This is a genomic window from Kordia sp. (assembly GCF_050633145.1).
Classification (GTDB): Bacteria; Bacteroidota; Bacteroidia; order Flavobacteriales; family Flavobacteriaceae; genus Kordia.
The window spans coordinates 1-26,255 of the sequence record NZ_JBOEFY010000019.1; the positions used below are offsets into that span (position 1 = coordinate 1).

Sequence of the window (26,255 nt, forward strand, 5' to 3'; positions counted from 1 at the left end):
TTTCTTTTATATCTGAAGAACGATATTTATAATACAAATCTTTTAAAGAATCATAAGACATATTCCTTAAAGAATCATTGGAACTCTGAGAAAATGAAATCGAAGAAATAAATAGAAAAAAGAGGGTGTGAAATATGCTTTTTACTTTCATATAAAAGAAAATGAATTATAGTATGCTATCGAATTTAACGATTAAATATAAATGATTCTAATCAAATAGTATAAAAAAATAAATATATCAGAAGGTTTTGTTTGTGAGGTTTTTAGAAAGCTTGTAGAACGATTTTTTGCAAACTATAATTATCGAATTGCGGTTTATTTCTCTTGTGTATACAATACATTCGCCCTAGTTTTACTTTGTATTTATAATTACAGACATACAAGTCGTTTGTTATAATTTGGGGGAATTAACTCGAACGACAAAAAAAGCGCATCGTATAATTGATGCGCTTTTGTAATGTTTTAAATTAAGGGGAATTTAATTATAGATCGGGAACAGTATCAGTACATAGATCAGTTAATGCTGGGGTTCTTAATGATGTTCCCCCTACTATTTTTGATATTAGAAGATTAGAAATAATGCTCTTTTTTAAATTTAGTTTCTTGTCTTTTTTCATCCTAATTTGAAATTAATTAATTATACTATGTTTTATCAAAAACTAAGCCAAAAAAAAGCGTATCAATTATACGATGCGCTTTTGTGCATATTATACATGGTCGAAGTTATTCTTTTTTACTTTTACCTTTTTGATATAACATGACGATAGAAAACCAGTTTTTTCTTTAAAAGCTTTTGTAAATGTTCCAGTAGATTTAAAGCTTAATTCGGTAACTATTTCTCTAATTGTATGACTCTAATACTTTATCTTCTTGCAACTGTTTCAGTGCATATTCAATTCGTAATGTATTAAATGAACTTTTGTTGACTCTCTTTATGAATTACTTTTTTGAAAGGGAACTTAAAAAACGAATAATAAAAAAAGCGCATAAAGAAATTTATGCGCTTTTGGATGTAATTAATAATCAAAACATTTTAGCAAGTTGCACGATTTCGAGTTTCTTGTCCTTCATCGCCACAAATATCACTTTCTGACCTTGTTTTAATAGTAGTAGGGCAATCACTCATAACATCAGTATTACAAACTTCTGAACCTGCACATTCACAGCTAGGTTCTTGTGGATCATTACCAGTTTGACAATGTGTGGTAACGCCTCCAAATAAAGAGTTCTGATTATTGATTCCTGCAATTTTAATTTTTCCTAATTTTAATTTTTTTTGTTTCTTCATGACAATATGTTTTAGAGGGTTCGAAAGTAGTTTAGTAATGTGTAAAAACAAAACAAGACACCCTTTAATTCGATAATTAAAGGCTCTTAAACGTCTTCTGAGCTATTGATTTTATTGATGTTTTTAATATAATAGGATGGATAGATACCCGTTTTGTTTTTAAAGGCTCTAGAGAACGAATCTGGTGATTTAAAACCTAGTTCAGACGCAATAGACTTGATGTCATAAGAACGAAAAAGCTTATCTTGTTTTAGTCTTTCCAGTGCATATGTAATACGCAAATTGGTAATATATTGAATGAATTTTTGCTGCTTTTCGGAATGAATCACCTTCGATAAATAGGCTTTATTTGTCTTTACTTTTTTTGCTACAAAAGCCAAATCACAATTGATGTCTAGAAACTGTTTCTTGTGTTCAAATTTGTCAAGTTCAATCACAATTTGTTGAACCTTTTCTTCATCGATCGTCAATGTAGATGTTGACTTCTTTTCCTTTGTAACATCAACTATTTGCTTTTTAGTGTCCAGCTCTTTTAAAAGAGAATTGAACTTCATTTGATTTTGTCGCTGTTTATTTTTGCTATATACTATAAATAGTAAGAAAAGAAAAATAAGTATCGCAATGATGATAAGTGCAAAAGTGTAATTCTCTTCTTTCTCTTCTTTTGCTGAAATTAATTTTCTTATTGTATCTTCTAATTGCTCTATATCATGATCTCGAATAGCACTTTTTACATTTTTACTAACATGCTCATTAATCTTATTGTTCTCTTGGTATAATCTCCAATATTTTAATGTGCTTTCTCCATCACCTTTTTTACTAAAGAGGTCTGTTAGAGTATAATATGTTCGATCTAAAAGTAAATAATTATCAACATTTTTTTGAGAGATAGAGTCAGTCTTCTTTAAAAAATCAATAGCTTTTTCTTCTTGATCTAAATTTTTATAACTGACTCCAATATAATAATAGATACTTGGAAGTAAATCTTTGTTTTCTTGTTTAATTGCTTTTTCTTCTGCAATACTTAATTCTGATATAGCCTTTTCATAATTTCCTTTCTCGTGATTTATAATTGCCTGTTCAGTTAAAAAAGAAACATATCCAGAATCATCATTAATACGTATAGATTCTTTTAAGCCAATATCATTATATATCTTGGCGGAGTCTAACAAGCTATTTTTCAAATCTTCTCTGCTTATGGCATATTTTACATATGTATCCGATAATGCCATCAGCGTATTTGAGTATGAATAAGTACTGAAGTTAGATATTCGTTCTTTTTCAGAAAATGATCTGTAATCGTTGTAATTTTTTAGTAGAATTTTTAAAGCAGCTTTTTGGTCACCTAAAATGTTTTCTATCAAAGCAATATTGTATGAAATCATATATGTCATACGAGGATCAGAATCCTTATAAAAATTGTATGCTATACTATATTTATCAAAAGCTTCTTCATATTTCCCATAATCATACAGAAACTTACCTTTTAAAAATATAGAGAAATATTCTAAGTTTTTATTTCTTAATTTATCAACGGCAATACTTTTAGCGATATCTATATATTCATGTGCTTTTTCATAATTACGATCTTTACTTTCTAGTACTGAAAATCGTTTGTAAGCTTCAAATAATTCTCTATCATCACCACTTTTTTTAGCATTATTAAAAAGCTTGTTAGCATATACTTTTGCTTTATTTCTATTCTTATAAAAAGAATTTTTGTAAAGTATATTTAATTCTTTATCGGAATATTTTGCCAGTGAATCACTTATAGGTTCTCGTTCTTGAGAAAATAAATTAAGCGTTGACGTATATATACAGAAAAGCAGTAATAGCTTTAAAAAAGTTGAGGGAGTTATAAAGCGCATAAAAATAAAATGTAAAGTATAAATATTGATGGTGAAATTAAACTCTTATATATTATTTGTAATAGGAAATAGTGTATTGTTACATCAATAATCATACAAATCTAATAAAATATAGACCAACTAAATTTTTGACGAGATTTTTTTATTTTTTTTTGAAAGACTTTATAATCATTGGAAATACCCATCAAATTGACAACCGATAATCGACGAATTATAGATTGCTTTTGTTGTGAGCGCTATATTTTACTGTTAGTTTTATTCTGTATTATTAACTTTTAAAACACATTACATTATGAAAAAAAAGAGTTTAACAAGTCTTTCACTTAACAAGAAATCGATCTCTAAATTAAACACTAATGAAAACATTGTAGGTGGTGCAAGAACGATTTCATGCGTTCCTTTAGGTATTTGTTGTCCAACACATGACGCAGCGTGTCCTACAACAGCACCAGGTTGCGGAGGAACAGGGAATGATACTGCCGATTGTGAAACCAACCAGCATGGTTGTACAGTTCCAACATACTCAGTGTTTCTTTGCTAAAATTTTAAAAAATAAGAGATACTAAATTTAAGTATAAAAAAAACCTACGTTAATTAATTAACGTAGGTTTTTCATTTCATGATGATATTATAAATTATTCGCTAACTGGGTCAATGCCACAGGTTATTACTGAGACAGTTTCTTGAGCACGTGTTTTTTGAGTGCCAGTTTGTGTTTGATTATGACAGCCACCAGCCTCATCTGTATTACAATTATTCACTGTAGGACACGTGTTGCAAGTTTGTTCTTCTGTATATGGAACTGTATCACTATTAGTTAATGAGCCTCCTTTTAATTTATAGAGGTTGTGGTTTATTTTTGCAATCTTAATTTTCTTTAGATCTAATTTTTGATGCTTTTTCATTACAATAAAATTTTAATGTTAGGGATGAAAAGTAATTCTTGAATCGCTTATCACAAAAAAATAGAATCGATAATTCGTTTATTATCGATTGTTTTGTGAAAGTTTTTAACTTTCTGATTTGTTTATATTCTTAACGTAAAACGAAGGGTAAATCCCCGTATTTTTTACAAAGGCTCTAGAGAAAGAATCAGAAGATTTAAACCCAGATTCTTTAGCTATAGATTTAATGTCGTAAGCTCTAAATATTTTATCTTCTTTTAGTCTCTTAAGCGCATAGTTAATTCGAAGCTTTCTTATATAATCAGTAAATTTTTGCTGCCTATGTACATAAATAATCTTTGATAAATAGCCTTTGTTAATTTTTGCTTTTTTGGCAACATAGGCTAAATCACAATTTTGATCTAAGAACAGTTTCTTTTCTTCAAACTTATCTAACTCTTTTAAAACTTGAGCTATTTTTTGATCATCAATAGGAAGGTTTGTCGGTTTTTTTTGCTTTGAAATTGCTTTTTTACTAGTATCTTCTAGTTCGAGCATTAATTTCTTAAAAGCTAATTTATTTTTCTTTTGTTGCTTTTTGTAAAATAGAAAAAAGACAAATAGTAAGGCTACTAAAATCCCTATAATAATAATTGCTTTTGTGTATTGTTTTTTTTGTTTTTTAGTAGTGTTTGTGAGCGCCTTTATTTCTGAATTTAAAGGAGCAATATGATATTTTTGATGAATGTCCTGTCGTACAGTCTCTGTAAGATGTTCATTGATACGAGCATTTTCAATATATAAGTTTTGATATTTCAATATATTGGTAGGATCTTTTCGCTCTTTGTAAATCTCAGCTAAAGTATAATAAACACCTTGTAGTGTAGGGTAATTAATGCTATTCTTTTTAGAAATAGAATCTGTTTTTTTTAAATACACAATAGTACTATCAATTTGATTCAATTCTTTGTAGCTAAGACCTTTATAATAATATGCAGATGTTAGCAGACTTGATTGATTTACTTTTTTGATTTGTTCTATAGATTCATTTAGTTTTTTTATAGATTTTTCAAACATTCCTTTTTCGTAACTAATAATAGCTTCACCATTTATAAAATAAATGTTTCCATATACATCATCCTCTTTTATTGTTTCCCTGAATCCTATGTCATTATATATGGAAGCGGAATCTAATAACATGTGTTTTTGTTCTAGAGTTTCTACTTTATTTGCTTTACGAACGTAAACGTTACTGAGTGTTATTAAAGTATTGGTGTAAAAAAATGAACCAAATTCTTTATTTCTAATTTCTCTAGAAACATTTTTTGAAGCATTATAATTCTGTAGTAAAATATCTAATGCTCCTTTTTGATCGCCTAACTCACTTTTGATTAATGCTATATTATGAGAGATACTATTGATCATTAATTTATGATCTATTTTTTTATAATATTCTAAGGCTTTAATATAGGTGTTGAAGGCATTGTCATAATTCCCATTATCATAATCTATAAAACCGTGACTAAAGAGGCTTTGCGCTTCTAAATTGTCATTAGGAATCGATTTTGCAAGTTGTGTAGCACTTTCAATATACGGTATTGCCTTGTCATAATTTCCAAGACTATTTTCAAACTTGGCTAATAGTATAGATGTTTCGGAAACATTGTAAGTATTGTTGGTAGTTTTTGCGTTTATAAGCATTTTATTTAAATAAACGCGTGAAGCAGATGTGTCTTTATACATGACCTCATAATATAGCGATCGTAGTTTTTTATGCGAGTAATCTGCTAAAGAGTCCTTTTCTTGAGAAAAGAGACTATAAGAAAATAAAAAAAATGCAAACAGTATATGTTTTATGAATTTAGGAGACATGTAAAAGGAATAATTTGCTAAAAGCAAGATACTATAAATTAAAGAATTTAGGCTGTAAAAGAAACTTTTTTAAGCATTTATAATGCTCTTAAAATTTAAAGTAAATCCCTAGTATTACTACATTATACAGAAAGAATTGCAATCGATTATTGTCCAATAGTAGATTGCTTTCGTTGCATAGACGATTTTTAGCACATAGTTTTGGTTCCAGAAATATTAATTAAAATCAAATATTATGAAGAAAAAATTAACAAATCTTTCGTTAAACAAAAAATCAGTATCAAACTTAAGTGGCGCACAAAACGTCTACGGCGGATCAAAACAATTGGAAACTATTTCTTGTGTTCCTTATGGTATTTGTTGCCCAACACATGACACAGATTGTCCAACAAACACTTGTGGAGGAACAGGAAATGTTTTAACGGCAGATTGTAACACAAACCAAGAAGGATGTACTATAATGACATATTCGCAAGTAATTTGCTAAAAGGCATTATAATTAGGTTTTAGGGTAATAAAAAAAGCCTGCATAGGGGATGCAGGCTTTAGATTTTGTTTTGTTAAAACATTAACCACCACAAGCATCAGACATAGCACAATCGTCACTTGGTAAATTGCAATCGTCAGTTATTGGAGCAGTGGCAATTGTGGTAACGCAAGGACATGATTCTATTACTGTTTCTTCTACACATAGAAATGTTTTTGGACATTGATTTTCAGTATTACAACCTACTGTAAGTCCTCCTTTGATGCTATACAAAGTATTCATGCTTGCGATTTTACTCTTGTTTAAATTTAATTTACGTTTTTTTTTCATTGCGATATAGTTTTAAAAAATTTAGAATATGAAAATACATGTTGTTGTATCTTTTACAAAGAAAATAGAGCTAGGATACGACAATTGTAGATTGTAAAAATAGCTTCTTAAGTATTGATTTTATTGATGTTTTTAATATAGTAGGATGGATAGATTCCTGTGTTTTTTACAAAAGCCCTTGAGAACATATCGGAAGACTTAAAACCCGATTCTTCAGCAATGGATTTGATATCATACGATCGAAATACAGCATCATCTTTTAATCGTTGAAGTGCATAGTCAATTCGTAAATTTCGGATATAATCAATAAACTTTAATTCCTTGTGTTCATGAATTATTTTTGATAAATAGGTTTTATTTGTTTTGGATTTTTTTGCCACAAAAGCTAAGTCACAATTTTTATTTCGGAACCATTCTTTTTCTTCAAACTTGTCCAAAGATTTTAATACTTGAACTACTTTTTCATCATCAATAGCTAGAACTTTAGAAGGTATTGAATCGACTTCTTTGTCTTTCTTATTAGCTTCTAACTGTTTTAGTAATTTATTAAAAGCTAGCTTGTTTTTTTGTCGTTGCCTCCAATAAAAAATATAAAATGCAACTAAAATTAATACCAATAATCCTATAATGGTGATAGACTTAGAATTTGACTTATTCAGGTTGTCTATTTTAATAGTAAGTCGATCTATGTCATATTTTTCATGAATATCTTTTCTTAACGTTTCACTAATTTGTTCATTAATGTGATCGTTTTCTATATAAAGATCTTGATATTTTGAAACATTTTCAAAATCCTTTCTGTCTTTATAAATTTCTATTAAAGAGTAATAAGCACCTTGTAACATGCTATAGTTAGCACTATTTTTTGTAGCAATGGAATCTGCTTTTTTAAAATATTTTATGGCGTCATCAAATAGATTTAGTTTTTTATAACTACGACCTTTGTAATAATAAATAGCGGTCAAAGTACTAGATTCTTTATAGTTATTTATTTTTGAAAGGGCTTTATCCAATAGTTGAAGTGCTTTATTATAATTGCCTAGTTCTTCCTGAATAATTCCTGCGCTAGAGATAAACTTAAACTCATAAACTATATTTTTATCAGCTAGTGCATCTTTAAGTCCAAGTGTATTATATAAATCTGCGAGATGTAATAAGGAATCTTTTTTCTTAGAATTTTTAATAGCATTCTTTGTATATGAAGAGCTGAGCCCTAATAAAACTGATTTCCTGTAGTTTTTAGAAAAGCGAGTTTTACGAGTATCTTCATGGGTGTTTTCATAATCATAAAAACACTTTAAAAATAACTCAACCGCAGTTTCATGATCACCGAGAATATTCTTGATGAGCGCAATGTTCAAAGAAATTGAATTCATTACGTATGGATTCTTTCCTTTTTTATAAAAATCATAAATTGAAGTGTAGCATTCAAAAGCTTTTTTATTTCGTCCCAAATAGAAAAGAATATTACCTTTTTTGAAACTTGAGTTTTTTTCAGAAACAATATATTTAGGATTTGTTTTAGCTAAGAAAATAGCTCTGTCTACAAGTTCAAGTGCTTTTTCAGTATTCCCTAATTGAATTTCGAGAATTGACAACTTATTGTAAGTGCTTATCATTCCTAATGTATCATTTTTAGTATTAGAAATAGATAAAAGTTTATTGCCATAAATTCTAGCTAGCTTATCATCTTTATGTAGATTAGTCTTGAATTTTAAGCTGAGTTCTTTAAAAGAATACTGATCCAACGAATCTTTCGTTGATTCTTGAGATAACACTTTCGAAGAAAACATAAATACACACAACAAAAGAAGCTGGAATAAAAATTTAGGGGGGAAAGTAAAGCGCATGAAATTTGAATATAAAATAAATATTGATAGTGAAATAAAACGATTACAAATTATTTGTGGTAGAAAGTAGTGTAATGTTACACCGAATAATAATACAAATCTAATAAATATTAACCAACTAGGCTTTCTTGAAGTTTTTTTGGATATACTTCTGTATCTAGATGAAATAGAGGAAAGTCAATAATTTATAAACTTTCTAGAATAGATTTATATAGTTGAATGACAAGATTTTTTGTCAATGATAAATAATGAAAAGATGATAAGAAGGAGAAGAATAACTAGAAATAAAAAGATAGACGTAGCACAAACACAACAAAGATGTTGTGCTACATCTATTAAAATGATTGTTAATTATATAGAACCATTTCCTCTTGTAGTTGCTGTGGGAAGTGTTGTCGTATCTTGTGCTGGACAAGTCTTCTCATCGCCTGTTGTTACAATACAATCAGTTCTGGGATCAGTTTCTACAGATACACAAGTGTTGTTAGGATCATAAGTGTCATCTCCGACACCTCCTTTTATAATGTGTAAATGATTCATAGTAGCAATGTTTACTTTTTTCAATGACAATTTTCTTTGTTTTTTCATACGAATACGAATTAATGAGTTTTTTAAGTTAAGTACCTAAAATAATTACAAAGAGACCTTGTAACCAAAGTAAATAAGTCGTTTTTTTAAAATATAGACAGGCTTTTTTAGTTAGCTATCTTGCAGTTTGTCAAGGTTTTTAATGTAAAAAGAAGGGTAAATTCCAGATCGTTTCTTAAAAGCTTTTGAAAATGATTCCGCAGTATTAAACCCTACTTCTTGGGCAATAGATTTAATATCAAAGGAACGAAACATAGCATCATTCTTTAATTGTTGCAATGCGTATTCAATACGTAAATCTGTAATATATTGAACAAACTTTTTCTTTTTATGTTTTTGTAGTACTATTGAAAAATAAGTGCTATTAGTATTTACTTTTTTAGCGACATAATTAAGGGTGCATTTATTACTAAGGAATTGCTCTTTTTCTTCAAATTTTTTCAAACGATTTAAAATTTCAATAACTTTTTCATCAGTAATTTTTGGCTGCTTTTTTGTGACTTCTTTTGAATTTTCTTTCTGTTGCTGCTCTAAAGTGTTTATTTGAATGAGTAATTTATCAAATCGTTTTTTGTATTGATATTGTCTTTTTGTGTAAAAGAATACAAAGATCAATAATACGCATAAAAGTGACCAAGCAATATATTTTACGTAAACATATTTAGTACCTATACTGTTAGATTCCTCTTCTAGTTTTTTAATTTTCTTTTCAAGGGAAGGAATATCGTATTTTTCGTAAAGTGTTTTAGTTGTTTCATCTTTAAGCAAATCATTTTGTTGATCTTTTTTCCAAAAAAGCTTAAAGTGTTTTATAGCGTTAACTTTATCTCCAACTTGTTCGTACGATTCGCCCAATAAAAATAAAATTTCTTGTAAAAGCGGGAAATCTATTTTTTGAGTTTTAGAGGCTTTTAATGCTTTCTCTAAATGTAAAACGGCTTCATTGTATTGCTGTAAACTATAGTGCGATTTTCCTTGAAACAAATGAATTACAGGAAGTTTTATAAATAATTTACGCTGAATACTTTGTTGTTCTGCATCTTTTAAAACCTCCAAAGAACGATCAAATTGATTCAGTTCATAATAATTAATTCCTTTACTCGTCAACAATATAATATAGGCTTCACGATCATCATATTGAATCGTTTTATCAATACTTTCATCAATATAAACCATAGAAGAATCTATAAATGTTCTTTTACGTATCGGTTTATTTTGATTTTTAATGGCAAGCTTACTGTAAGCACTTGCCAACAATAAGTAACTATTCATAATATTTGAATAATCAGTAGTTTCTCCTTTTGATTGAAAAAAACGCAGGTTTTTTTTAGAAATCTCTATGGCATTTCTTATGTCACCAGCCTGATTTTTTATGAGCGCAATATTATGGGCAACCATGTGAAACTTCGTCTGATCAGGATCGTCTTTGATAAGGTCACATACTTTTAAATAATAATCAACGGCCTTATCATACACTCCAAAATCTGCATAAATTTTACCATTTAAGTAAAAGTTTTTTATAATATAAGTGCTGTCATTTGCTTCTTGACTGTGTTTAAGCGCTTTTTCTATAAATTCCAATGCGACATCTTTTTTTCCTAATGATGTAGAAATTCTAGCATTATAGTGCTCTGCTTGATGAATTTGAGATAAATTATTATTTTCTTCTGCCAATTCAAGCATTGCATGTGCATAGGTTTGAGTAATGACTAAATCTTTATACTCGTAATTATAAAACTGTTCCTTTAACTCTTTAAAGGACTTATTTTTTAAAGAATCAGGAACTTGAGAAGTATTTTCTTGCGCCAACAGACAAAATCCTGTCAGTAAGAAAACGACTAGCCAGTACATTTTCATCATGGGGGAAATCAACATAGTTTTTTAAGTTCTATAAATATTGAAAAGAAATCGAAAAGAAATCACATAGACTTTTTAGTATAGAATAAATCGTAAACGAATTTTTAATTCAAACATTTTTATACTAAAATAAAAAAAAGGTGCGCATTCCTCCGTGAAAATTGGCGAATAGTTTAAAAAAAGAATAAAATTTAAGTTGAAAAAAGAAAAATAAAGCAAGTAATCTCTTTATTTTTCAATCTAATAAAAAATCTTTGATACTTATTTGTATTCGAATAGTCACTGAAATTAAAACAATACAAATAAACTGCTTAGAAAATGAAGTTTTATTACACAAAAATGATAAAAATCTAATGAAATATTAAAGCTCCTTCATTGGTCAGTCAAAGTGTTTTACGTAAATTTGCACCCGATTTTAGAAAAACGAGTAAGAAAGAAGATATGACAGCTAAAGAGAAAATAACTTTTGACGCACTGATAGAAATTCCAAAAGGGAGTAGAAATAAATATGAATATGACTTTGATTTAAAGAAGATTAGATTTGATAGAATGCTATTTTCTTCTATGATGTATCCTGGAGATTATGGTTTTATTCCTGAAACCTTAGCCTTAGATGGAGACCCGCTAGATGTATTGGTTTTAGGTACCGAACCTACTTTTCCAATGTGTGTAATGGAAGTAAAACCTATTGGAGTTTTCCACATGGCAGACGAAAAAGGTCCAGATGAAAAAATAGTATGTGTTCCAGTAAGTGATCCAATTTGGAATAGCTATAATGACATTGAAGACTTAAATCCACACAGAATCAAAGAAATTACACACTTTTTCCAAGTATATAAAGATTTAGAAAAAAAGAAAGTCGATGTTGGTGGTTGGGGAAATGCTGAAGAAGCTTATGAAATTGTTGATAAATGCATTGAACGATACGAAAAAAGTGAGCACAAAGCAAACGGCAACTTTACGATATAAAAGAAAATAGTATATCATAAAACTTAAAAAAAACCTTCGAAAGCGATTTAGAAGGTTTTTTTTTATGCTTGATTTTGTTACATTTACGCCGCTAAATAACAAATCAAACCAAACAAATATGGAATCAATGATGATTTACATGCCTATAGCAGCAGCAATACTAGGCTTAATCTATATGCTTATCAAAAGATCTTGGGTAATGAAACAAGATGCCGGAGACGGAAAAATGAAAGAAATATCAGATCATATATATGAAGGCGCGTTGGCGTTCTTAAATGCAGAGTATCGCTTACTAACAATTTTTGTAATTGTAGTAGCTATTGCCCTCGCTGGTGTATCTTTTATTGTGCCAACTACACACTGGTCAATTGCGATTGCATTTATTTTCGGAGCTATCTTTTCTGCATATGCAGGAAACGTGGGAATGAAAATCGCAACCAAAACAAATGTGCGTACAACACAAGCGGCACGTACAAGCTTACCAAATGCATTAAAAGTATCTTTTGGTGGTGGAACTGTAATGGGACTAGGAGTTGCCGGATTAGCAGTATTAGGATTAACATTATTCTTTATTGTATTCTTTAATATGTTCATGGGCGGTGAATGGATCGCTGGAGAATTTGGTGGTGTAGCAAAAACGCCAAGTGAACTAATGACGATTGTATTAGAAACACTGGCAGGATTCTCTTTAGGAGCGGAATCAATTGCATTATTTGCACGTGTTGGTGGAGGAATCTACACAAAAGCAGCAGATGTTGGAGCCGATTTAGTTGGTAAAGTAGAAGCAGGAATTCCAGAAGATGATCCACGTAACCCAGCAACAATTGCGGATAACGTAGGAGATAATGTTGGTGATGTTGCAGGAATGGGAGCCGATTTATTTGGTTCGTATGTAGCAACTGTATTAGCTGCAATGGTATTAGGAAACTATATCATTCAAGATATGGGAGGAGATATTACTTCAGCAGGTTTTGGAGGAATTGGACCAGTTTTATTACCAATGGCAATTGCTGGAGCAGGAATTATCATTTCTGTAATCGGAACCATGTTGGTGAAAATAAAAAGTAATGAAGCTAAAGAAAAGCAAGTAATGGGTGCATTAAACGTTGGAAACTGGGTTTCTATTGCGTTGGTAGCAGCAGCTTGTTTCGGATTAATTACATATATGTTGCCAGAAGAAATTTCAATGAAATTCTTTGGAGAAAATTTAGATTCAGCAGGAAATGCAGTGTCACAAAAAATCGCATCAATTCGTGTATTTTATGCTACGTTGGTAGGATTATTTGTTGGAGGAGTTATTTCATCAATCACAGAATATTATACAGGGTTGGGTAAAAAACCAATCTTAGAAATTGTACAAAAATCAAGTACAGGAGCAGGAACAAACATTATTGCTGGTTTAGCAACAGGAATGATTTCTACATTTCCATCAGTAATCTTATTTGCAGGTGCAATATGGTCATCATATGCATTGGCAGGATTCTACGGAGTTGCATTAGCAGCTTCTGCAATGATGGCAACTACTGCAATGCAGTTAGCTATTGACGCTTTCGGACCTATTGCAGATAACGCAGGAGGAATTGCTGAGATGAGCGAACAAGATCCAATCGTAAGAGAACGTACTGATATCTTAGATTCAGTAGGAAATACAACAGCAGCAACAGGAAAAGGATTTGCTATTGCTTCTGCAGCATTAACATCGTTAGCTTTATTTGCTGCGTATGTAACATTTACAGAAATTGATGGAATTAATATTTTCAAAGCACCAGTATTAGCCATGTTATTTATTGGAGGAATGGTGCCAGTAGTATTCTCTGCTTTAGCAATGAATGCAGTAGGAAAAGCAGCAATGGAAATGGTATACGAAGTACGTCGTCAGTTCAAAGAAATTCCAGGAATTATGGAAGGTACAGGGAAACCAGAATACGACAAATGTGTGGCAATTTCTACCAAAGCATCTTTAAAAGAAATGATGTTACCAGGGTTGTTAACAATCGGATTTCCATTGGTAATTGCTTTTGTACCATTAGCATTTGGAATGGAAAACAAAGCGATCGCAGAAATGTTAGGTGGATATATGGCAGGAGTTACCGTAAGTGGTGTACTTTGGGCAATCTTCCAAAACAATGCTGGTGGAGCTTGGGATAACGCTAAAAAATCTTTTGAAGCTGGAGTTGAAATCAACGGTGAAATGACATACAAAGGTTCTGATGCTCACAAAGCAGCTGTAACTGGTGATACTGTTGGAGATCCATTTAAAGATACTTCTGGACCATCAATGAACATCTTAATTAAATTGACATGTTTAATTGGATTGGTAATTGCACCAATTTTAGGAGGACACGGAGAGGAAACAGCAACTGCCGAAGAAGTAAACAAAAATGTAATTCAAGTAAATGCACAAGAAGCTACTAAAGCAAATGTTGCATTGAATGTAATTACAATGAAAGAAGAAAATTTATAAAAACCGACTTTTTATATTTTTTAAGAGCCGTAATCGAAAGATTGCGGCTTTTTTAGTGAAACTCATTCTTGAGAAGTTCAAAGGACGCACACAATAGTGTAAGTTGAACGAATCCCACTGTAGAGCGGATCTTGTCCTTTGATTATAGTGATAGTTTCATAACTAAAAACTAATTTTTTCGATATAGATATAAAGTAAACGGAATTGCTTTTGTTGATTTGAAATGAATCACTTTTTCTGCTTCCCAACTTGGAATATCAAAATCGTGCGTAACAATTCTTGCACCAACAGGAAGTTCGTTTTCTAATTTTAAAGAAAGTTGACCTAAAGAAAAACGTGTCAAATACAAAATCAATGCATCTACCTCAGAAACATCTGCATTTAAGAAACTCTCTTCTTTGATTTCAATACAATCAATTAATCCAGAAGTTTCAATATTTTTTTTAGAGGCTTCTAAAGCCTTAGGTAAAATTTCGTAACCAATACATCGAATATCAGCAAGTTTTGTAGCAGCAATTAAATTGCGTGCATCGCCACAGCCTAAATCTATAAGTGTTTCGCCATCTTGTAAGTCTAAAAGGGTTAGTTTTTCATGAACTACTTCGTCAATAGTAAGTTCGTAGGGTTCGTCTAATCGTGTTGGGAAAGTTTTCAAATAGTACAGTTTTTAAGGGGAATGTATTTGTTGTTTTAAAGTTTCAAAGGTATCTGATAAGTAAAATGTACACATACTTTTCAAACGTATAATTAATTCTTGGTGTATAAATTCATTTTGGGTATTTGTTTGTGCTAAGAAAGCCTGTAAGCCACGTTCGGTAATATATGAATGATATTCTTCATAAAACGTTGTACCAACCAATAAACCTTTTGCAGCAGCTTTTAAATCATCGCAAAACAGCAATGCAACTTTGTCTGCAACAATTTCCATCAAACGAGAAGTAATCAAGAGATTCTGAGAACTATCTGCAATTACGGTTTTTTTACCAAACGGATTCAAATTAAATTTTTCGCTTACTTCTTTAATCTCTTTTCCTTTTTCAGCGACATTTGCTACTTGCTCTACGCGTTTAAGAATATTTACATATTTTTCTACATTGGCAACATTTCCAAAAATGGTTCCAATATTTCCAGCAAAAGGCAACACAGTCAGTAGCATATTTACCAAATTAAAACCTTTGTCTGCGGCGCCACGCCAAACATCAGTTGAGGTAATTTTTGAGTGTTTAAAATAAATATGAGACAATTCAATTGTAATCAAAAATAGCAATGCGTTTGTTTCCAAATACCGAATGCTTTCTCTATTTAAAAAATCAACTCCAATAATTACAAAAGAGGGTTTTCCTTCTACGCCAATTACAGCATTTGCATACTTTCCACGACCAATATAGCATTTGGGAATGTCCATTTGTAATGCAGTGCATATTGCTGTAATGCGCGCTGAAATTTCAGGATAATTGGCTGTGTTTAATTGATCTGAAAATGAAATTACTGCTTCGTGATCTGGCGGATTTATTGCAGCAATAAAATTATTTAACGAGTCAAAAAAACCTGTGGCTTCTTTAAAACAACTCGGAATTACATTTTCTAAAACAACTGTTTTTTCAATAGGCTTATATACACTTGTGTGAACTAAATCATCAACTTTCAATACGTTTGAATGTATTATTTCTTTAATGATTTCCGCTTTCCGCTGATAGTTTTTATGTGTTGTTAATACTTCAATTCGTGTTTGTACTAAGGGTTGCAATTTGGCTAGTTGATGAACGGTCTCAGAAACATCTTCTTGCAATTTTTGTTGAATTTGAAGAATGGCTTCTAAAATTTTAACCTTCAATTGTCGTCCACCTTCACCTTTTAAAATATTGGTGGTTTTTGCGGGTAGCAAATCTGTAATACTATCATCAGGAAGCGATTTATAAATCATTCTGTACACAGAAATGGCATCTAAAAATCGTTCGGCACTATTCAAATGCATTGCATAATTCAAGCTAAACTCAAACACAATTTCAGCATTCTTTTCTACTTCAATAAATGATTTGTAAACTGCATCATGAAAAGCTATTGTGTGTTGTGCAATTTCCTTTTTTTGGAACACTTGCAAAATAGTTAATAATTGCTGTTGTTCTGTAAATGGAAGTTGCCAATCATTTACAATAGAAGTCAAGTTCGTGCCAAAAATTTCATGAGTTGGTATGTGTTTTGCGAAAATTTCTAGCAATATTTTTTCCTTTTCAGGAATGATTTTGAGTCGTTTTAATTGTGGAATTAAATCTGCTTTCAATTCATTCAATAACAAATCTACAGTAGTGCTTTGCAAATAAAAAAGACGAGAAGCCAAATTTATATGTTCAGTTTTCTTATTGTATTTTTTCGCAAGAAGATCGCCAAAAAGACTGAGACGATTTCCTTTTGTTGTAATTACGGGGAGGATTTCTACATATAAAGAATCGTTCATGAATTCGGTATAAAACGATAGACTATCAGTCGTAACCAAATCTTTGCCTGTTTTTTCTTGAATTGATAAAGTTTCTGCAGAAATTGGAACTAACAAGACATTACTTTCTGTGTCTTTTCCAATCAAAAAAACACGATCTGACGTCAGTACAAAATACCAAACAGCATTTTTAGGATAACTTTCTGCAGTTTTAAAAATGACTTCACTCACTCCCAAAACACTCAAGATATATTCTTTTTCTTGAAGTTGATGAAAGATAAAATTCTGTGTTTCCAAATCTGCGGAAGTGATAAAAGGCAACTGTTCCGTATTTTTTAGCGCATACAAATCATCGTTTTGTAATGTCAATAAATGTTCTTGTAAGTGTTTAAAAAAAGCTTGTTTCTTCACCGAAAAATTGACTTCTTTTTTAGTTTCTTGATAGGAAGAAAGATCAATTTCTATAAATTCCGCTAGTACATAAACGATGGTTTGGTTTTGTATAAATTGTAAGCGAGTAGCAGTTATGTTCTCACTTTTGGCGGTATGTTCAATATTGACATCGACAGTAAAACCATTGGTAATTTTCTTAAAAGTCAACTCGTTTTGTGACACTTTTTTATAAAAAGTACGAAGCTCTACTTGCAATTTATAGATTGAAAAACTTGGAGTTACATACAGTTTGGCAATCGCTTTCTTGTTTGTGTTTTTAGAATCTTTAAAAAAGTTGAGCATATATAGAAAATGACTTTTAAGAATAGAAAATTAAGCAATTTTGAGCAGAACTAATACTTTTTAATGGATACACGTATAAATGGTATGGTAGAATGTTAACTGTCAACGGTATAAGGTTGTAAATTGAAGTATTGTTAACCACAAAATAGATATCATGAAAAAAAAGAAGTTAAGTACAAAGTTATCATTAGGAAAAACAAATGTTTCCAATTTAGAAAATATTAATGGAGGAAAAATGCCTCCGTATGAATGTACACTAGATTATTCTGGTTGTAATGAAGGCGGCGGAAGCGGAAGCGGCGGAACGCACACTAATAACTGTAGCGGACAAACCTGCGGAAATTGTATCACTGATGCACATCCACTTTCTGATCCTTTACATTGTAGAACATGTAATACAGGATGTTAAACGATAAAAAAACATGTACAAAAAAGCCATTCAGTAAAGTGAATGGCTTTTAAATTTTATACAAGAATTAGTAATTATAAATGTATACCATGAAAAAAACAGCATGATACCATCTTTTACGAATTATTTTTTTTGTTCGCATATTTTGTTGACAAGAAGTATGTTGTATAAATGTTTGTATCTCCATTTATAAATCGGCACTACTACTTATTGTGTATAGAAACTCAATCGTATACATTTATTCCTTAATCATTAAAATTTTATATTATGAAAAAAAAGAAATTAAGTACAAAGTTATCGTTAGGGAAAAATCGAGTTTCTAACTTAGAAGCTATTAGTGGAGGTTATGTAACGGCTCCTGTTTTATGTGGAACAGGGAATTGCGGAACGAATAACTGCGGAACAGGAAATTGTGGAACTAACAATTGTGTTACTGATGGTTGCCATACAAACGATCATCCTGCGAGTGGTCCATTGCACTGTCGTACTTGTAACGATTGGTGCTAGTAAGTACTAAAAAAAGCCATTCTTTTCAGAATGGCTTTTGTGTTTTATGATAAAGATTGTTTCTAAAACAATCCGTGAATTTCTGCGTCAATTCTATTGATAACACTTCCTAAATCTTCAGGATTATCTACAAAATCTAAATTATCAACGTCTATAATTAATAACTTTCCTTTAGTATATTTTGAAATCCAAGCTTCGTAACGTTCGTTCAATCTGCTTAAATAATCAATACTGATCGAATTTTCATAATCGCGTCCACGTTTGTGAATTTGTGCTACAAGTGTAGAAATATCTGCGCGCAAATAAATTAATAAATCGGGCGCATCTACCAACTTTTGCATCAATTCAAATAACGATTGATAATTTTCATAATCGCGATTCGTCATCAATCCCATTGCATGAAGGTTGGGTGCAAAAATATGCGCATCTTCATAAATGGTACGATCTTGAATGATCTTTTTTCCGCTTTCACGAATTTGTAAAACCTGTCTAAAACGGCTGTTTAAAAAATAAATTTGAAGATTAAAACTCCAACGTTCCATTTGCGTGTAAAAATCATCCAAATATGGATTGTCGACGACATCTTCAAAATGTGCTTCCCAATTGTAATGTTTTGCCAATAATTTTGTTAGCGTTGTCTTTCCTGCGCCAATGTTTCCTGCAATTGCAACATGCATGTGATTCTGTGATTAGGTGTTTGCTTTACAATCAGATTATTGGATTTTATAACCGATTCTAAAAAAAATATTCGTTCTATTTATTCTTTTGGTGGTTTTTTGAGTTGAAATTGATACAAAACAATTCCGTCGTAAATATACAAGATATCATCGTGAAGCGAAAACTGTTTAATAGCAATTCTGTCAGATGGCAAATTTATAAGGTAAAATTCGTCATTTGTACTATAATATAAATGTTTATCCTTTAAAAAGATAATTTCTTCATTCGTCATGTCAAAATCTGTTACGCCAGCCAATGGTTTTTGCGATAATAAACTTCCGTAAATGTTATACAAATACATGGTCGTTTCAGTCAGTACGCGACAAAAATTATAATTACTTTTTAGTGTGATGAATTTTTCTGGAATTGGTAAATTTTGAATTGGAGTCTTTTCTTGAACATAATTAAACACTTCCAATTGCTGTGTGTTGGTATCAAAAACCCACAAGTTTCGATCGTTTGCGGTGGTGGCAGCAGCTAAATTTTTAAACTCAGCACTTACATTGAAATCAATACGTCTTATTTCATTTAGCGTATTATCTAACACAATTACGGTATTAAAATCTTCGTAAAACAATGTGATTTTTAACGGATTCAGAATATCTACAGAAGTAATTTTTCCTAATTGCAGATTGTTGTATTGCCATTCTTTTTTGTCCTTCTTTTTGATTAAAATATTATTCTGGATCACATACGAAGCACCAAAATTATCCATTGCTACAAAACGATCAACAGTCAAACTATCTTGTTGTTGCAAAGTTGCTGTAATCGTTTTTTGCCCGAAAGAAAACATAGAGCAACACAAAAATATAAAAAGGATCAAACGCTTCATGACTGGCAAATTACAAAAAATGCGCCAAAGAAGATTTGAAGTCTAGATATGATTTTGTTTTTAGGTAGGATTCCTCTAGTTTTAAGCATCTAAAGAATAAAAAACTAAGAGCAACTAAGGAATAAAATATGAAAAGAATCATCATTATATGTATAGTAAGTTTGTTTACCTTTTCATGTGAAGAAGCCAAAAAGAAAACCAGTGAAGATTGCATTAAAGAGATTGTGAGCGCATTACAAGTTAAATTTGAAAAAGGAAATCGCGAGTATCCTGATGTATACAAACCTTTGGAAAAAGATTTGAAAGATTTTGTAAAAAGTATAAAACCAGACGCAATTATAAGTTCGGCAGATAAAACCTTTTCAAAAAAATATTTTCTACATAAAAACTGGGATTTAGAAACAATAGAAAAAGATAAATGTGAAGATGAGATTTCTATTGTTTTTGATATCGAAAACAAATCATTCCAGATACAAGTAAATAGCTGTTCAATCTTTGAAGAAGATGGAGATACACATATTGCTGAAGGATCATTAATGTTTGAATATATTTTTGATACAAATTGTTCTTATAGATTTTACGGAATTATTGCTGCTGGATAAATTCTATTGAGAATAGTCTTGAAAATTTACTTTGTCATTCATACGCAGACAGGAATCTATTCCTATAATTTACAAATTGAATGATTGAAAACTACTCTTATGTGAAGCTGAATCAGTAGATGGTTTCGAATTACAGATTTTTAGTAAAAGAGTAGATTTCGATACAAAATTCTTTCAGAATTTCACTCAATCAGACGTTTTGTGTTTTAAATTACTAAGCGTCAGATCGAGTGGGAAATGTGAATACATTTTTTGTGTCGAGATCTACTATAAAAAGTCTTTGCGAGAGTTTTTAAAAAAAACTTGTGGCAATCTGTTTCTTTAAACCACCACTTTAAGCCCAGTCGAAATAGATAGAAAATTGTATAGAGAAGTACTTTGGAAAAATATCTTTGTTTTCCAATGAGATTGTCATAGCTTTAAGCAAAATAATCGCTATAAAAATTATAAGATATTATGAAAAAAATCATATTACTTTTATGTATTGTGCTTTTAGGAATCGCATGCGAATCTGAACCGTATAGTGTTGAATCAGAATTATATACTTGTTTGATGAATTCTTTATCTCAAGAAGAAAAAGAAAAAATAGCTGCGATTATGACTGAATATGAACAGTATTTGATAGATGAGGGTACCTTAGCTTCATCAAGTGCTGAGAGCTATTGGAATGTTTACAAAGCGTTTGCAAAAAATCCAGTGCTTGGCTCTCAGAATAATTTCAATTTAGAAAAAAAGATCAGCTTTTTAAATGATAAAAACCCTGAGGAATTACAGGGTTTAATGGATTGTCATTATAAAATTTTTGAAACAGAGGAATATAAGCAATCAAGAACTTATCAAGTAAAGAAAGCGATGGAAAGCTTGGAAATTAAGGATAGAATAAATCCTAAAATGATTGCGAATAAGGTAATAGAACACATGACTCCAAAAGATTTTGAAGTAGCTTATAACAGATTCAATACCTTGCTATTTATTGCACGATACACGATCACAATAAAGTAGCTAACAAATAGGAGGCAGCTTATTTTATCATACTTTCTCACAATAATGTTTCAACACATCTAAAAATCCAAAAGGCAAAGCCGCGACTAACAGTGAAGCGAATCTAACAGATTTCCGCCTATGCGGGAACGAGTCTAAAAATTTAGCAAATCAACTTATACCCAAAACCGCGCACATTTACAATCTGAATTTCTGGATCTTTTTTTAGTTTCTTGCGAAGTTTGGTGATGAAAACATCCATGCTTCTAGCATTGAAAAAATCGTCGTCACCCCAAAGTTTATTCAGAATAAAAGTTCTGTCTAAAACCGCATTTCTTTTTTCGGATAAATGAAACAATAACGCAGATTCTCTATGTGTCAATTGAACAGAGGTTTCTTCCCAAATTAACTGTTGTTGTGTATGATTGAACATGTAGTTTCCAATCGGAATTTGTGTATGATCTTGTTTGATGTGAATTCGATTTAGCAATGCATGAATACGCACAATCAATTCTTCCATGCTAAACGGTTTCTTCAAATAATCGTTTCCGCCATGTTGAAAACCTTCAACCACATCTTTTACTTGCGATTTAGCCGTTAAAAAAATAATAGGGATTGATGCATTTTCTTGACGAATTTCCTGTGCCAAGGTAAAACCATCTTTCTTTGGCATCATCACATCCAAGACCAAAATTTCTGGTTGTACTTCTTGATACACCTTATACGCTTCCTCGCCATTTTCGCATAAAAAGACTTCAAAATCGCGCGATTCTAAACTTTCTTTTACAATCTGACCTAAAGCTGGTTCGTCTTCTGCTAGCAATAACTTTATTTGATTTTTGTTCATGAAAGCAATGTGATTTTAAAAATTGTATGATTGGCATTTGGAACTACTTGAATGGTTCCGTTGTGTTTTTCGATGATCTTTTTTGTGTAATATAGCCCAATTCCGAAACCTTTTACATCATGTGTATTTCCTTTTGGGATTCGATAAAATTGGTCAAAAATCTTTTCTCGTTGCGATTTATCAATTGTATTACCATTGTCCGATACCGTAATTTCGACCGTTTCCATCACTTTGGCCACATTTACTTCAATCGTATCTCCTCCATATTTTAGTGCATTGTCAATCAAATTTGTAATGGCATTTTCAAAATGAAAAGGATCAATCTCTACAGGTAAACTTTCAACATTACTTCTAAACGAAAGTGTTTTTTCGGCTGAAAATGTACGTTGTTTATTGGTAATCTTTTCAGCAAAATCAACGATGTCTAAAGTTTCTTTCTTTAGCAACAATTTTTCACTATCGAGCGTGGCAGTTTCTAATAACTTTTCTACCATTAAATGTAGCTTTTTCAGTTGCTTGTCGGAAATTGATAAATATTTTTGTGTCTTTTCAGGATCTTTAATCGCACCAAAATGTTGAATAGCTTCCAAAGCTGTAGAAATCGTGGTGATTGGTGTTTTAAACTCGTGTGTAATATTGCTAATCAAATCGTTTTTAATCTCTGCCAATTGTTTCTGTCTGCGAATGACACGCAACAAATACAACAAAGAACTAATAATTGCTAGCGAAAGTAATGTGGATAGTAAAATACCAAACATGCTTTTTTTCAAGATTGCTGACGTACCATTAGCATAGTGTAAAGCTAACTTTTCGCCAGGCTTTTGATACGCAGATTTTGAGTAAGTTTTTAATGCTGTTGAAGAAAGTGTTTTGTCGCCAATTTCATTAATAACATTATCATTAACTGATAATTGCAAACGATATGGAATTGCAATTTGCTTTCGGTCCAATTCAGTATCTAAAAATGTTTTTAACTTACCAAAGTTGAGTGAATCTTCCGAAATTGAAATATATAAGGAAGAAATTTGATCGATAAAAATACTGTCTCTATTTTTTAACAAGTTAGGAACAGGAAACCTTTTAGTACGTTCAATAAAAGAGGAACATGTGTCAGCACAAAATGTATGATCTGCGTGAACGTGTCTAGAATCAAAGATAATAGTATCCGATTGTATCTTAAGTTTTGATTCAATAGAAGTAATAATAGAATCAAAATCAACATTTCTCAATCTTTCAAACGCTTTGGGATCATCAGCAGAACCTCTAGCTTCCATACTAATAAACATCATCTTTTCTTTCTTGGCAAAATCTGCATAATATGCTTCTACTGCATTATCCAAACTTATTTGTACTTGATTGACAAACTGTTGCTTATTGGTCTGATAGTTTTTATAATTCCAATAGATTTGTACAGCAATCGTAATCGCAATTGTTGCAATGATTCCATATAAAATCCAAGAAGTGGAGCGTTGTTGCTTCATTTTGATTTGTTTACAGTCCAAAAGTAAGAAGTTATTTGACATAATACAGCATCGCTTAACACTCGTTAACGTTCATTAACCAAAATCAAAAAGAAAGAAACTCATATTTGTACCATCAAAAAACTAAAAACACAAAATAATTATGAAAACGTATACAAAATCAATCATTGCATTTGTCTTTATGCTAATTAATGCCATGTTGTACGCACAAGACTTTCAAGGAGTTGCTACATACAAAACAAGTATGAAAATGGACTTTAAAATGGATAGCGTAGGACACAGTCAAGGTATTGACAAAGAAATGCAAGAAAAACTAAATGCAATGTTGCAAAAGCAGTTTCAAAAAGAATACACGCTTACATTTACGCCGTATGAATCTGTATATAAACAAGAAGAAAAGTTAGAAGCACCAACACCACAAAGTGGAGGAATGACTGTTATGGTTATGGGTGGTAGTCAATCAGCAACCTTATACAAAAACAGTAAAGAAAAACGCTTTGCTCACGAACAAGAGATTATGGGTAAAAAGTTTTTGGTAAAAGATGAATTAGAAAATAAAGAATGGAAACTTGAAAACGAAACAAAGTTCATTGGGCAATATACATGCTACAAAGCAACACGTACTATTGAAGTGGAAAAAATGTCGTCAATATCTTTGAATTCTGACGAAAGTAAAGAACCAGAAGCAACCAAAGAAGAAGTAACTGTAACGGCTTGGTATACGCCAGAAGTTCCTGTAAATGCCGGTCCAGGAATGTATTGGGGATTACCAGGGTTAATACTAGAAGTAAATGATGGATCACAAACTATTGTATGTAGTAAAATTGTTTTAAATCCTAAAAACAAAGTGAAAATCAAAGAACCAACAAAAGGAAAGAAAGTAACTTCAGCAAAGTTTCAAGAAATCATGAAAAAGAAATCAAAAGAAATGATGGAGCGCTACCGCGGAAATGGAAGAGATGATGGTGATGGAATTAGAATAGAAATAGGCGGATAATAAAAATTTTAAGAATGAAAATTTACAGACACTATTTTATAATATGTGTGTTGTGTATGGTAGGTTTCATATCAACAATACAAGCACAAGTAGCAACAATTCCTTTTGTTCAGGATGGATTGATGTATATCAAAGTCAAAATGAACGATCATGATGAACCGTTAAATTTTGTTTTTGACACAGGAGCTTCTACAGTTGTTTTGGATGAAAATGTAGCTAAGAAAATTGGCGTAAAAGCTGACTATCAACAACCAGCTGAAGGTGCAGCAGGAACAGAAATGTATAATATAGCACTATCGCAGCAATTTCAAATAGGAGATGTATTCTTGCGAGACGCGCATACTGTTTTGGTCGATTTAAAACGTTTATCTAAAAAAGGAAATCATCAAATTGATGGAATTATAGGATATAATATTATGAAGCAATATGTAACGCAAATTGATTACGATCAAAATGTTATAAAGCTATATAAAAGTATAAACGATATTCAACAAAAAGATGAATACAAGACTGTTGATGCTACATTTGATTACAGTCAAATTCCACAAGTGAATCTTGAATTTACACTAGATAATAAACAAAAGTTTAAAGGGAATTTTCTATTTGATTCTGGTGCGAATATGACATTTTTACTCAATACGCCTTTTGTAAAAGAAAAAAATATAGAAAGCTTACTTGAGAAAACAATTGAAAATAAAGCAGAAAGTTTAACGACTTCTTCAAATTTTAAAATTGGGAAAGTAGCGAGTTTACAATGGGGCGATTTTACTTTTGGAGAAATGCCTATAGATTTGTCGAATAGTAAAGCTGGCGTGATGGCTTCTAAAGAGTACACCGGGATTTTGGGAATAAAAATTATCAAGCGATTCAATAGTATTCTTGATTATAAGAATAGAAAAATATACCTAAAACCAAACAATGCTTTTCAAGATACATTTGAGTTTCCACGTAGCGGAATTTCCTTAACGAAAGAAGAAAATATAATTAAAATTTCGAATGTAGTTACAGCAGCAGAAGCATACGAAAAAGGAATTCGAGAAGGAGATCAATTGCTTGAAATTAACGATATCGCGGCTGATGATGTTGGTGAGTGTAGAAAAATATTGAAGCAAAAAGATGAAACTGTGAAGCTGAAGTTGAAAAATGAAAAAGGGGAAATAAAAACAGTCACAATTTTATTGAAACGCCTGATTTAGTTCCTTTTTATGAAAATTTTAACAAAAGTAGATTAAACTCATTCCAAAAATAATGGTCTT

24 protein-coding genes are annotated in these 26,255 nt (G+C 31.0%); 10 read left to right on the forward strand and 14 right to left on the reverse strand.

Features of this window, described 5'->3' with window-relative positions; all coding sequences use genetic code 11:
* Positions 1-1,033: 1,033 nt before the first annotated feature.
* Complete coding sequence (locus ACRBBL_RS09510) at positions 1,034-1,288, reverse strand: hypothetical protein (RefSeq protein ID WP_431368806.1); 255 nt, start codon at positions 1,286-1,288, stop codon at positions 1,034-1,036.
* 86 nt (positions 1,289-1,374) lie between these two features.
* Positions 1,375-3,156, reverse strand: a complete 1,782-nt coding sequence (locus tag ACRBBL_RS09515; RefSeq protein ID WP_431368807.1) for a helix-turn-helix domain-containing protein — start codon at positions 3,154-3,156, stop codon at positions 1,375-1,377.
* Positions 3,157-3,448: 292 nt separating this feature from the next.
* Between ACRBBL_RS09515 and ACRBBL_RS09520 the strand changes: the two genes are divergently transcribed.
* Positions 3,449-3,697: a class I lanthipeptide gene (locus ACRBBL_RS09520; protein ID WP_431368808.1), complete on the forward strand. Its 249-nt coding sequence runs from the start codon at positions 3,449-3,451 to the stop codon at positions 3,695-3,697.
* Between the two features lie 94 nt (positions 3,698-3,791).
* On the opposite strand, the gene ACRBBL_RS09525 is transcribed toward ACRBBL_RS09520, so the two are convergent.
* Positions 3,792-4,061 (reverse strand): hypothetical protein, encoded by a 270-nt coding sequence (locus ACRBBL_RS09525; RefSeq protein WP_431368809.1) that lies wholly within the window; start codon positions 4,059-4,061, stop codon positions 3,792-3,794.
* 105 nt (positions 4,062-4,166) lie between these two features.
* Positions 4,167-5,783 carry a tetratricopeptide repeat protein gene (locus tag ACRBBL_RS09530; protein WP_431368810.1) on the reverse strand — a complete coding sequence of 539 codons (1,617 nt, stop codon included), beginning with the start codon at positions 5,781-5,783 and terminating at the stop codon, positions 4,167-4,169.
* 364 nt (positions 5,784-6,147) lie between these two features.
* On the opposite strand from ACRBBL_RS09530, the gene ACRBBL_RS09535 reads away from it, so the two are divergent.
* Positions 6,148-6,399 (forward strand): hypothetical protein, encoded by a 252-nt coding sequence (locus ACRBBL_RS09535; protein WP_431368811.1) that lies wholly within the window; start codon positions 6,148-6,150, stop codon positions 6,397-6,399.
* A gap of 81 nt (positions 6,400-6,480) precedes the next feature.
* Here ACRBBL_RS09535 and ACRBBL_RS09540 read toward each other — a convergent pair whose 3' ends face one another.
* The 4 genes from ACRBBL_RS09540 to ACRBBL_RS09555 all read right to left on the reverse strand — a co-directional run bounded on the left by ACRBBL_RS09540 (position 6,481) and on the right by ACRBBL_RS09555 (position 11,027).
* Positions 6,481-6,729: a hypothetical protein gene (locus ACRBBL_RS09540; RefSeq protein WP_431368812.1), complete on the reverse strand. Its 249-nt coding sequence runs from the start codon at positions 6,727-6,729 to the stop codon at positions 6,481-6,483.
* Between the two features lie 107 nt (positions 6,730-6,836).
* On the reverse strand, positions 6,837-8,348 hold the full coding sequence (locus tag ACRBBL_RS09545) for a helix-turn-helix domain-containing protein (protein ID WP_431368813.1): 1,512 nt from the start codon (positions 8,346-8,348) through the stop codon (positions 6,837-6,839).
* Between the two features lie 582 nt (positions 8,349-8,930).
* A complete protein-coding gene (locus ACRBBL_RS09550) occupies positions 8,931-9,167 on the reverse strand; it encodes a hypothetical protein (protein ID WP_431368814.1) in 237 nt (78 codons plus the stop codon).
* 111 nt (positions 9,168-9,278) lie between these two features.
* Positions 9,279-11,027, reverse strand: a complete 1,749-nt coding sequence (locus ACRBBL_RS09555; protein ID WP_431368815.1) for a helix-turn-helix domain-containing protein — start codon at positions 11,025-11,027, stop codon at positions 9,279-9,281.
* Positions 11,028-11,465: 438 nt separating this feature from the next.
* Here ACRBBL_RS09555 and ACRBBL_RS09560 point away from each other — a divergent pair, with 438 nt between their 5' ends.
* Entirely contained in the window at positions 11,466-11,993 is a 528-nt protein-coding gene (locus ACRBBL_RS09560; RefSeq protein WP_431368859.1) for an inorganic diphosphatase, read from the forward strand.
* A gap of 118 nt (positions 11,994-12,111) precedes the next feature.
* Positions 12,112-14,457 (forward strand): sodium-translocating pyrophosphatase, encoded by a 2,346-nt coding sequence (locus ACRBBL_RS09565; RefSeq protein ID WP_431368816.1) that lies wholly within the window; start codon positions 12,112-12,114, stop codon positions 14,455-14,457.
* Positions 14,458-14,626: 169 nt separating this feature from the next.
* On the opposite strand, the gene ACRBBL_RS09570 is transcribed toward ACRBBL_RS09565, so the two are convergent.
* Together ACRBBL_RS09570 and ACRBBL_RS09575 are read right to left on the reverse strand one after the other, a co-directional pair.
* On the reverse strand, positions 14,627-15,112 hold the full coding sequence (locus ACRBBL_RS09570) for an SAM-dependent methyltransferase (RefSeq protein WP_431368817.1): 486 nt from the start codon (positions 15,110-15,112) through the stop codon (positions 14,627-14,629).
* Positions 15,113-15,124: 12 nt separating this feature from the next.
* The gene (locus tag ACRBBL_RS09575; RefSeq protein WP_431368818.1) at positions 15,125-17,626 is read right to left on the reverse strand and encodes a hypothetical protein; all 2,502 of its coding nucleotides are present in this window, start codon (positions 17,624-17,626) and stop codon (positions 15,125-15,127) included.
* Positions 17,627-17,780: 154 nt separating this feature from the next.
* Here ACRBBL_RS09575 and ACRBBL_RS09580 point away from each other — a divergent pair, with 154 nt between their 5' ends.
* Together ACRBBL_RS09580 and ACRBBL_RS09585 are read left to right on the forward strand one after the other, a co-directional pair.
* Positions 17,781-18,035, forward strand: coding sequence for a hypothetical protein (locus tag ACRBBL_RS09580; protein ID WP_431368819.1), 255 nt, complete (start codon positions 17,781-17,783; stop codon positions 18,033-18,035).
* Positions 18,036-18,302: 267 nt separating this feature from the next.
* On the forward strand, positions 18,303-18,542 hold the full coding sequence (locus tag ACRBBL_RS09585; RefSeq protein WP_431368820.1) for a hypothetical protein: 240 nt from the start codon (positions 18,303-18,305) through the stop codon (positions 18,540-18,542).
* A gap of 62 nt (positions 18,543-18,604) precedes the next feature.
* On the opposite strand, the gene ACRBBL_RS09590 is transcribed toward ACRBBL_RS09585, so the two are convergent.
* Both ACRBBL_RS09590 and ACRBBL_RS09595 read right to left on the reverse strand, forming a co-directional pair.
* A complete protein-coding gene (locus ACRBBL_RS09590; RefSeq protein WP_431368821.1) occupies positions 18,605-19,219 on the reverse strand; it encodes a deoxynucleoside kinase in 615 nt (204 codons plus the stop codon).
* An 80-nt stretch (positions 19,220-19,299) separates the two neighbouring features.
* Positions 19,300-20,091 (reverse strand): hypothetical protein, encoded by a 792-nt coding sequence (locus ACRBBL_RS09595; RefSeq protein ID WP_431368822.1) that lies wholly within the window; start codon positions 20,089-20,091, stop codon positions 19,300-19,302.
* Positions 20,092-20,219: 128 nt separating this feature from the next.
* Here ACRBBL_RS09595 and ACRBBL_RS09600 point away from each other — a divergent pair, with 128 nt between their 5' ends.
* Both ACRBBL_RS09600 and ACRBBL_RS09605 read left to right on the forward strand, forming a co-directional pair.
* Positions 20,220-20,693, forward strand: coding sequence for a hypothetical protein (locus tag ACRBBL_RS09600; RefSeq protein ID WP_431368823.1), 474 nt, complete (start codon positions 20,220-20,222; stop codon positions 20,691-20,693).
* A 456-nt stretch (positions 20,694-21,149) separates the two neighbouring features.
* Positions 21,150-21,695, forward strand: coding sequence for a hypothetical protein (locus ACRBBL_RS09605; protein ID WP_431368824.1), 546 nt, complete (start codon positions 21,150-21,152; stop codon positions 21,693-21,695).
* A 142-nt stretch (positions 21,696-21,837) separates the two neighbouring features.
* On the opposite strand, the gene ACRBBL_RS09610 is transcribed toward ACRBBL_RS09605, so the two are convergent.
* Positions 21,838-22,521: a response regulator transcription factor gene (locus ACRBBL_RS09610; protein WP_431368825.1), complete on the reverse strand. Its 684-nt coding sequence runs from the start codon at positions 22,519-22,521 to the stop codon at positions 21,838-21,840.
* The gene (locus tag ACRBBL_RS09615) at positions 22,518-24,002 is read right to left on the reverse strand and encodes a sensor histidine kinase (protein WP_431368826.1); all 1,485 of its coding nucleotides are present in this window, start codon (positions 24,000-24,002) and stop codon (positions 22,518-22,520) included. The genes ACRBBL_RS09610 and ACRBBL_RS09615 overlap by 4 nt, the downstream gene beginning before the upstream one ends.
* Before the next feature lie 142 nt (positions 24,003-24,144).
* Here ACRBBL_RS09615 and ACRBBL_RS09620 point away from each other — a divergent pair, with 142 nt between their 5' ends.
* Together ACRBBL_RS09620 and ACRBBL_RS09625 are read left to right on the forward strand one after the other, a co-directional pair.
* Positions 24,145-24,999, forward strand: coding sequence for a GLPGLI family protein (locus tag ACRBBL_RS09620; RefSeq protein WP_431368827.1), 855 nt, complete (start codon positions 24,145-24,147; stop codon positions 24,997-24,999).
* Positions 25,000-25,013: 14 nt separating this feature from the next.
* Positions 25,014-26,195 (forward strand): aspartyl protease family protein, encoded by a 1,182-nt coding sequence (locus ACRBBL_RS09625; protein ID WP_431368828.1) that lies wholly within the window; start codon positions 25,014-25,016, stop codon positions 26,193-26,195.
* Positions 26,196-26,255 lie beyond the last annotated feature (60 nt).

Excerpts from the sequence above, each read along its gene's own strand:
- ACRBBL_RS09510 (WP_431368806.1), bottom strand. The coding sequence starts at position 1,288 with ATGAAGAAACAAAAAAAATTAAAATTAGGAAAAATTAAAATTGCAGGA.
- ACRBBL_RS09515 (WP_431368807.1), bottom strand. The coding sequence starts at position 3,156 with ATGCGCTTTATAACTCCCTCAACTTTTTTAAAGCTATTACTGCTTTTC.
- ACRBBL_RS09520 (WP_431368808.1), top strand. The coding sequence starts at position 3,449 with ATGAAAAAAAAGAGTTTAACAAGTCTTTCACTTAACAAGAAATCGATC.
- ACRBBL_RS09525 (WP_431368809.1), bottom strand. The coding sequence starts at position 4,061 with ATGAAAAAGCATCAAAAATTAGATCTAAAGAAAATTAAGATTGCAAAA.
- ACRBBL_RS09530 (WP_431368810.1), bottom strand. The coding sequence starts at position 5,783 with ATGTATAAAGACACATCTGCTTCACGCGTTTATTTAAATAAAATGCTT.
- ACRBBL_RS09535 (WP_431368811.1), top strand. The coding sequence starts at position 6,148 with ATGAAGAAAAAATTAACAAATCTTTCGTTAAACAAAAAATCAGTATCA.
- ACRBBL_RS09540 (WP_431368812.1), bottom strand. The coding sequence starts at position 6,729 with ATGAAAAAAAAACGTAAATTAAATTTAAACAAGAGTAAAATCGCAAGC.
- ACRBBL_RS09545 (WP_431368813.1), bottom strand. The coding sequence starts at position 8,348 with ATGATAAGCACTTACAATAAGTTGTCAATTCTCGAAATTCAATTAGGG.
- ACRBBL_RS09550 (WP_431368814.1), bottom strand. The coding sequence starts at position 9,167 with ATGAAAAAACAAAGAAAATTGTCATTGAAAAAAGTAAACATTGCTACT.
- ACRBBL_RS09555 (WP_431368815.1), bottom strand. The coding sequence starts at position 11,027 with ATGATGAAAATGTACTGGCTAGTCGTTTTCTTACTGACAGGATTTTGT.
- ACRBBL_RS09560 (WP_431368859.1), top strand. The coding sequence starts at position 11,466 with ATGACAGCTAAAGAGAAAATAACTTTTGACGCACTGATAGAAATTCCA.
- ACRBBL_RS09565 (WP_431368816.1), top strand. The coding sequence starts at position 12,112 with ATGGAATCAATGATGATTTACATGCCTATAGCAGCAGCAATACTAGGC.
- ACRBBL_RS09575 (WP_431368818.1), bottom strand. The coding sequence starts at position 17,626 with ATGCTCAACTTTTTTAAAGATTCTAAAAACACAAACAAGAAAGCGATT.
- ACRBBL_RS09580 (WP_431368819.1), top strand. The coding sequence starts at position 17,781 with ATGAAAAAAAAGAAGTTAAGTACAAAGTTATCATTAGGAAAAACAAAT.
- ACRBBL_RS09585 (WP_431368820.1), top strand. The coding sequence starts at position 18,303 with ATGAAAAAAAAGAAATTAAGTACAAAGTTATCGTTAGGGAAAAATCGA.
- ACRBBL_RS09590 (WP_431368821.1), bottom strand. The coding sequence starts at position 19,219 with ATGCATGTTGCAATTGCAGGAAACATTGGCGCAGGAAAGACAACGCTA.
- ACRBBL_RS09595 (WP_431368822.1), bottom strand. The coding sequence starts at position 20,091 with ATGAAGCGTTTGATCCTTTTTATATTTTTGTGTTGCTCTATGTTTTCT.
- ACRBBL_RS09600 (WP_431368823.1), top strand. The coding sequence starts at position 20,220 with ATGAAAAGAATCATCATTATATGTATAGTAAGTTTGTTTACCTTTTCA.
- ACRBBL_RS09605 (WP_431368824.1), top strand. The coding sequence starts at position 21,150 with ATGAAAAAAATCATATTACTTTTATGTATTGTGCTTTTAGGAATCGCA.
- ACRBBL_RS09610 (WP_431368825.1), bottom strand. The coding sequence starts at position 22,521 with ATGAACAAAAATCAAATAAAGTTATTGCTAGCAGAAGACGAACCAGCT.
- ACRBBL_RS09615 (WP_431368826.1), bottom strand. The coding sequence starts at position 24,002 with ATGAAGCAACAACGCTCCACTTCTTGGATTTTATATGGAATCATTGCA.
- ACRBBL_RS09620 (WP_431368827.1), top strand. The coding sequence starts at position 24,145 with ATGAAAACGTATACAAAATCAATCATTGCATTTGTCTTTATGCTAATT.
- ACRBBL_RS09625 (WP_431368828.1), top strand. The coding sequence starts at position 25,014 with ATGAAAATTTACAGACACTATTTTATAATATGTGTGTTGTGTATGGTA.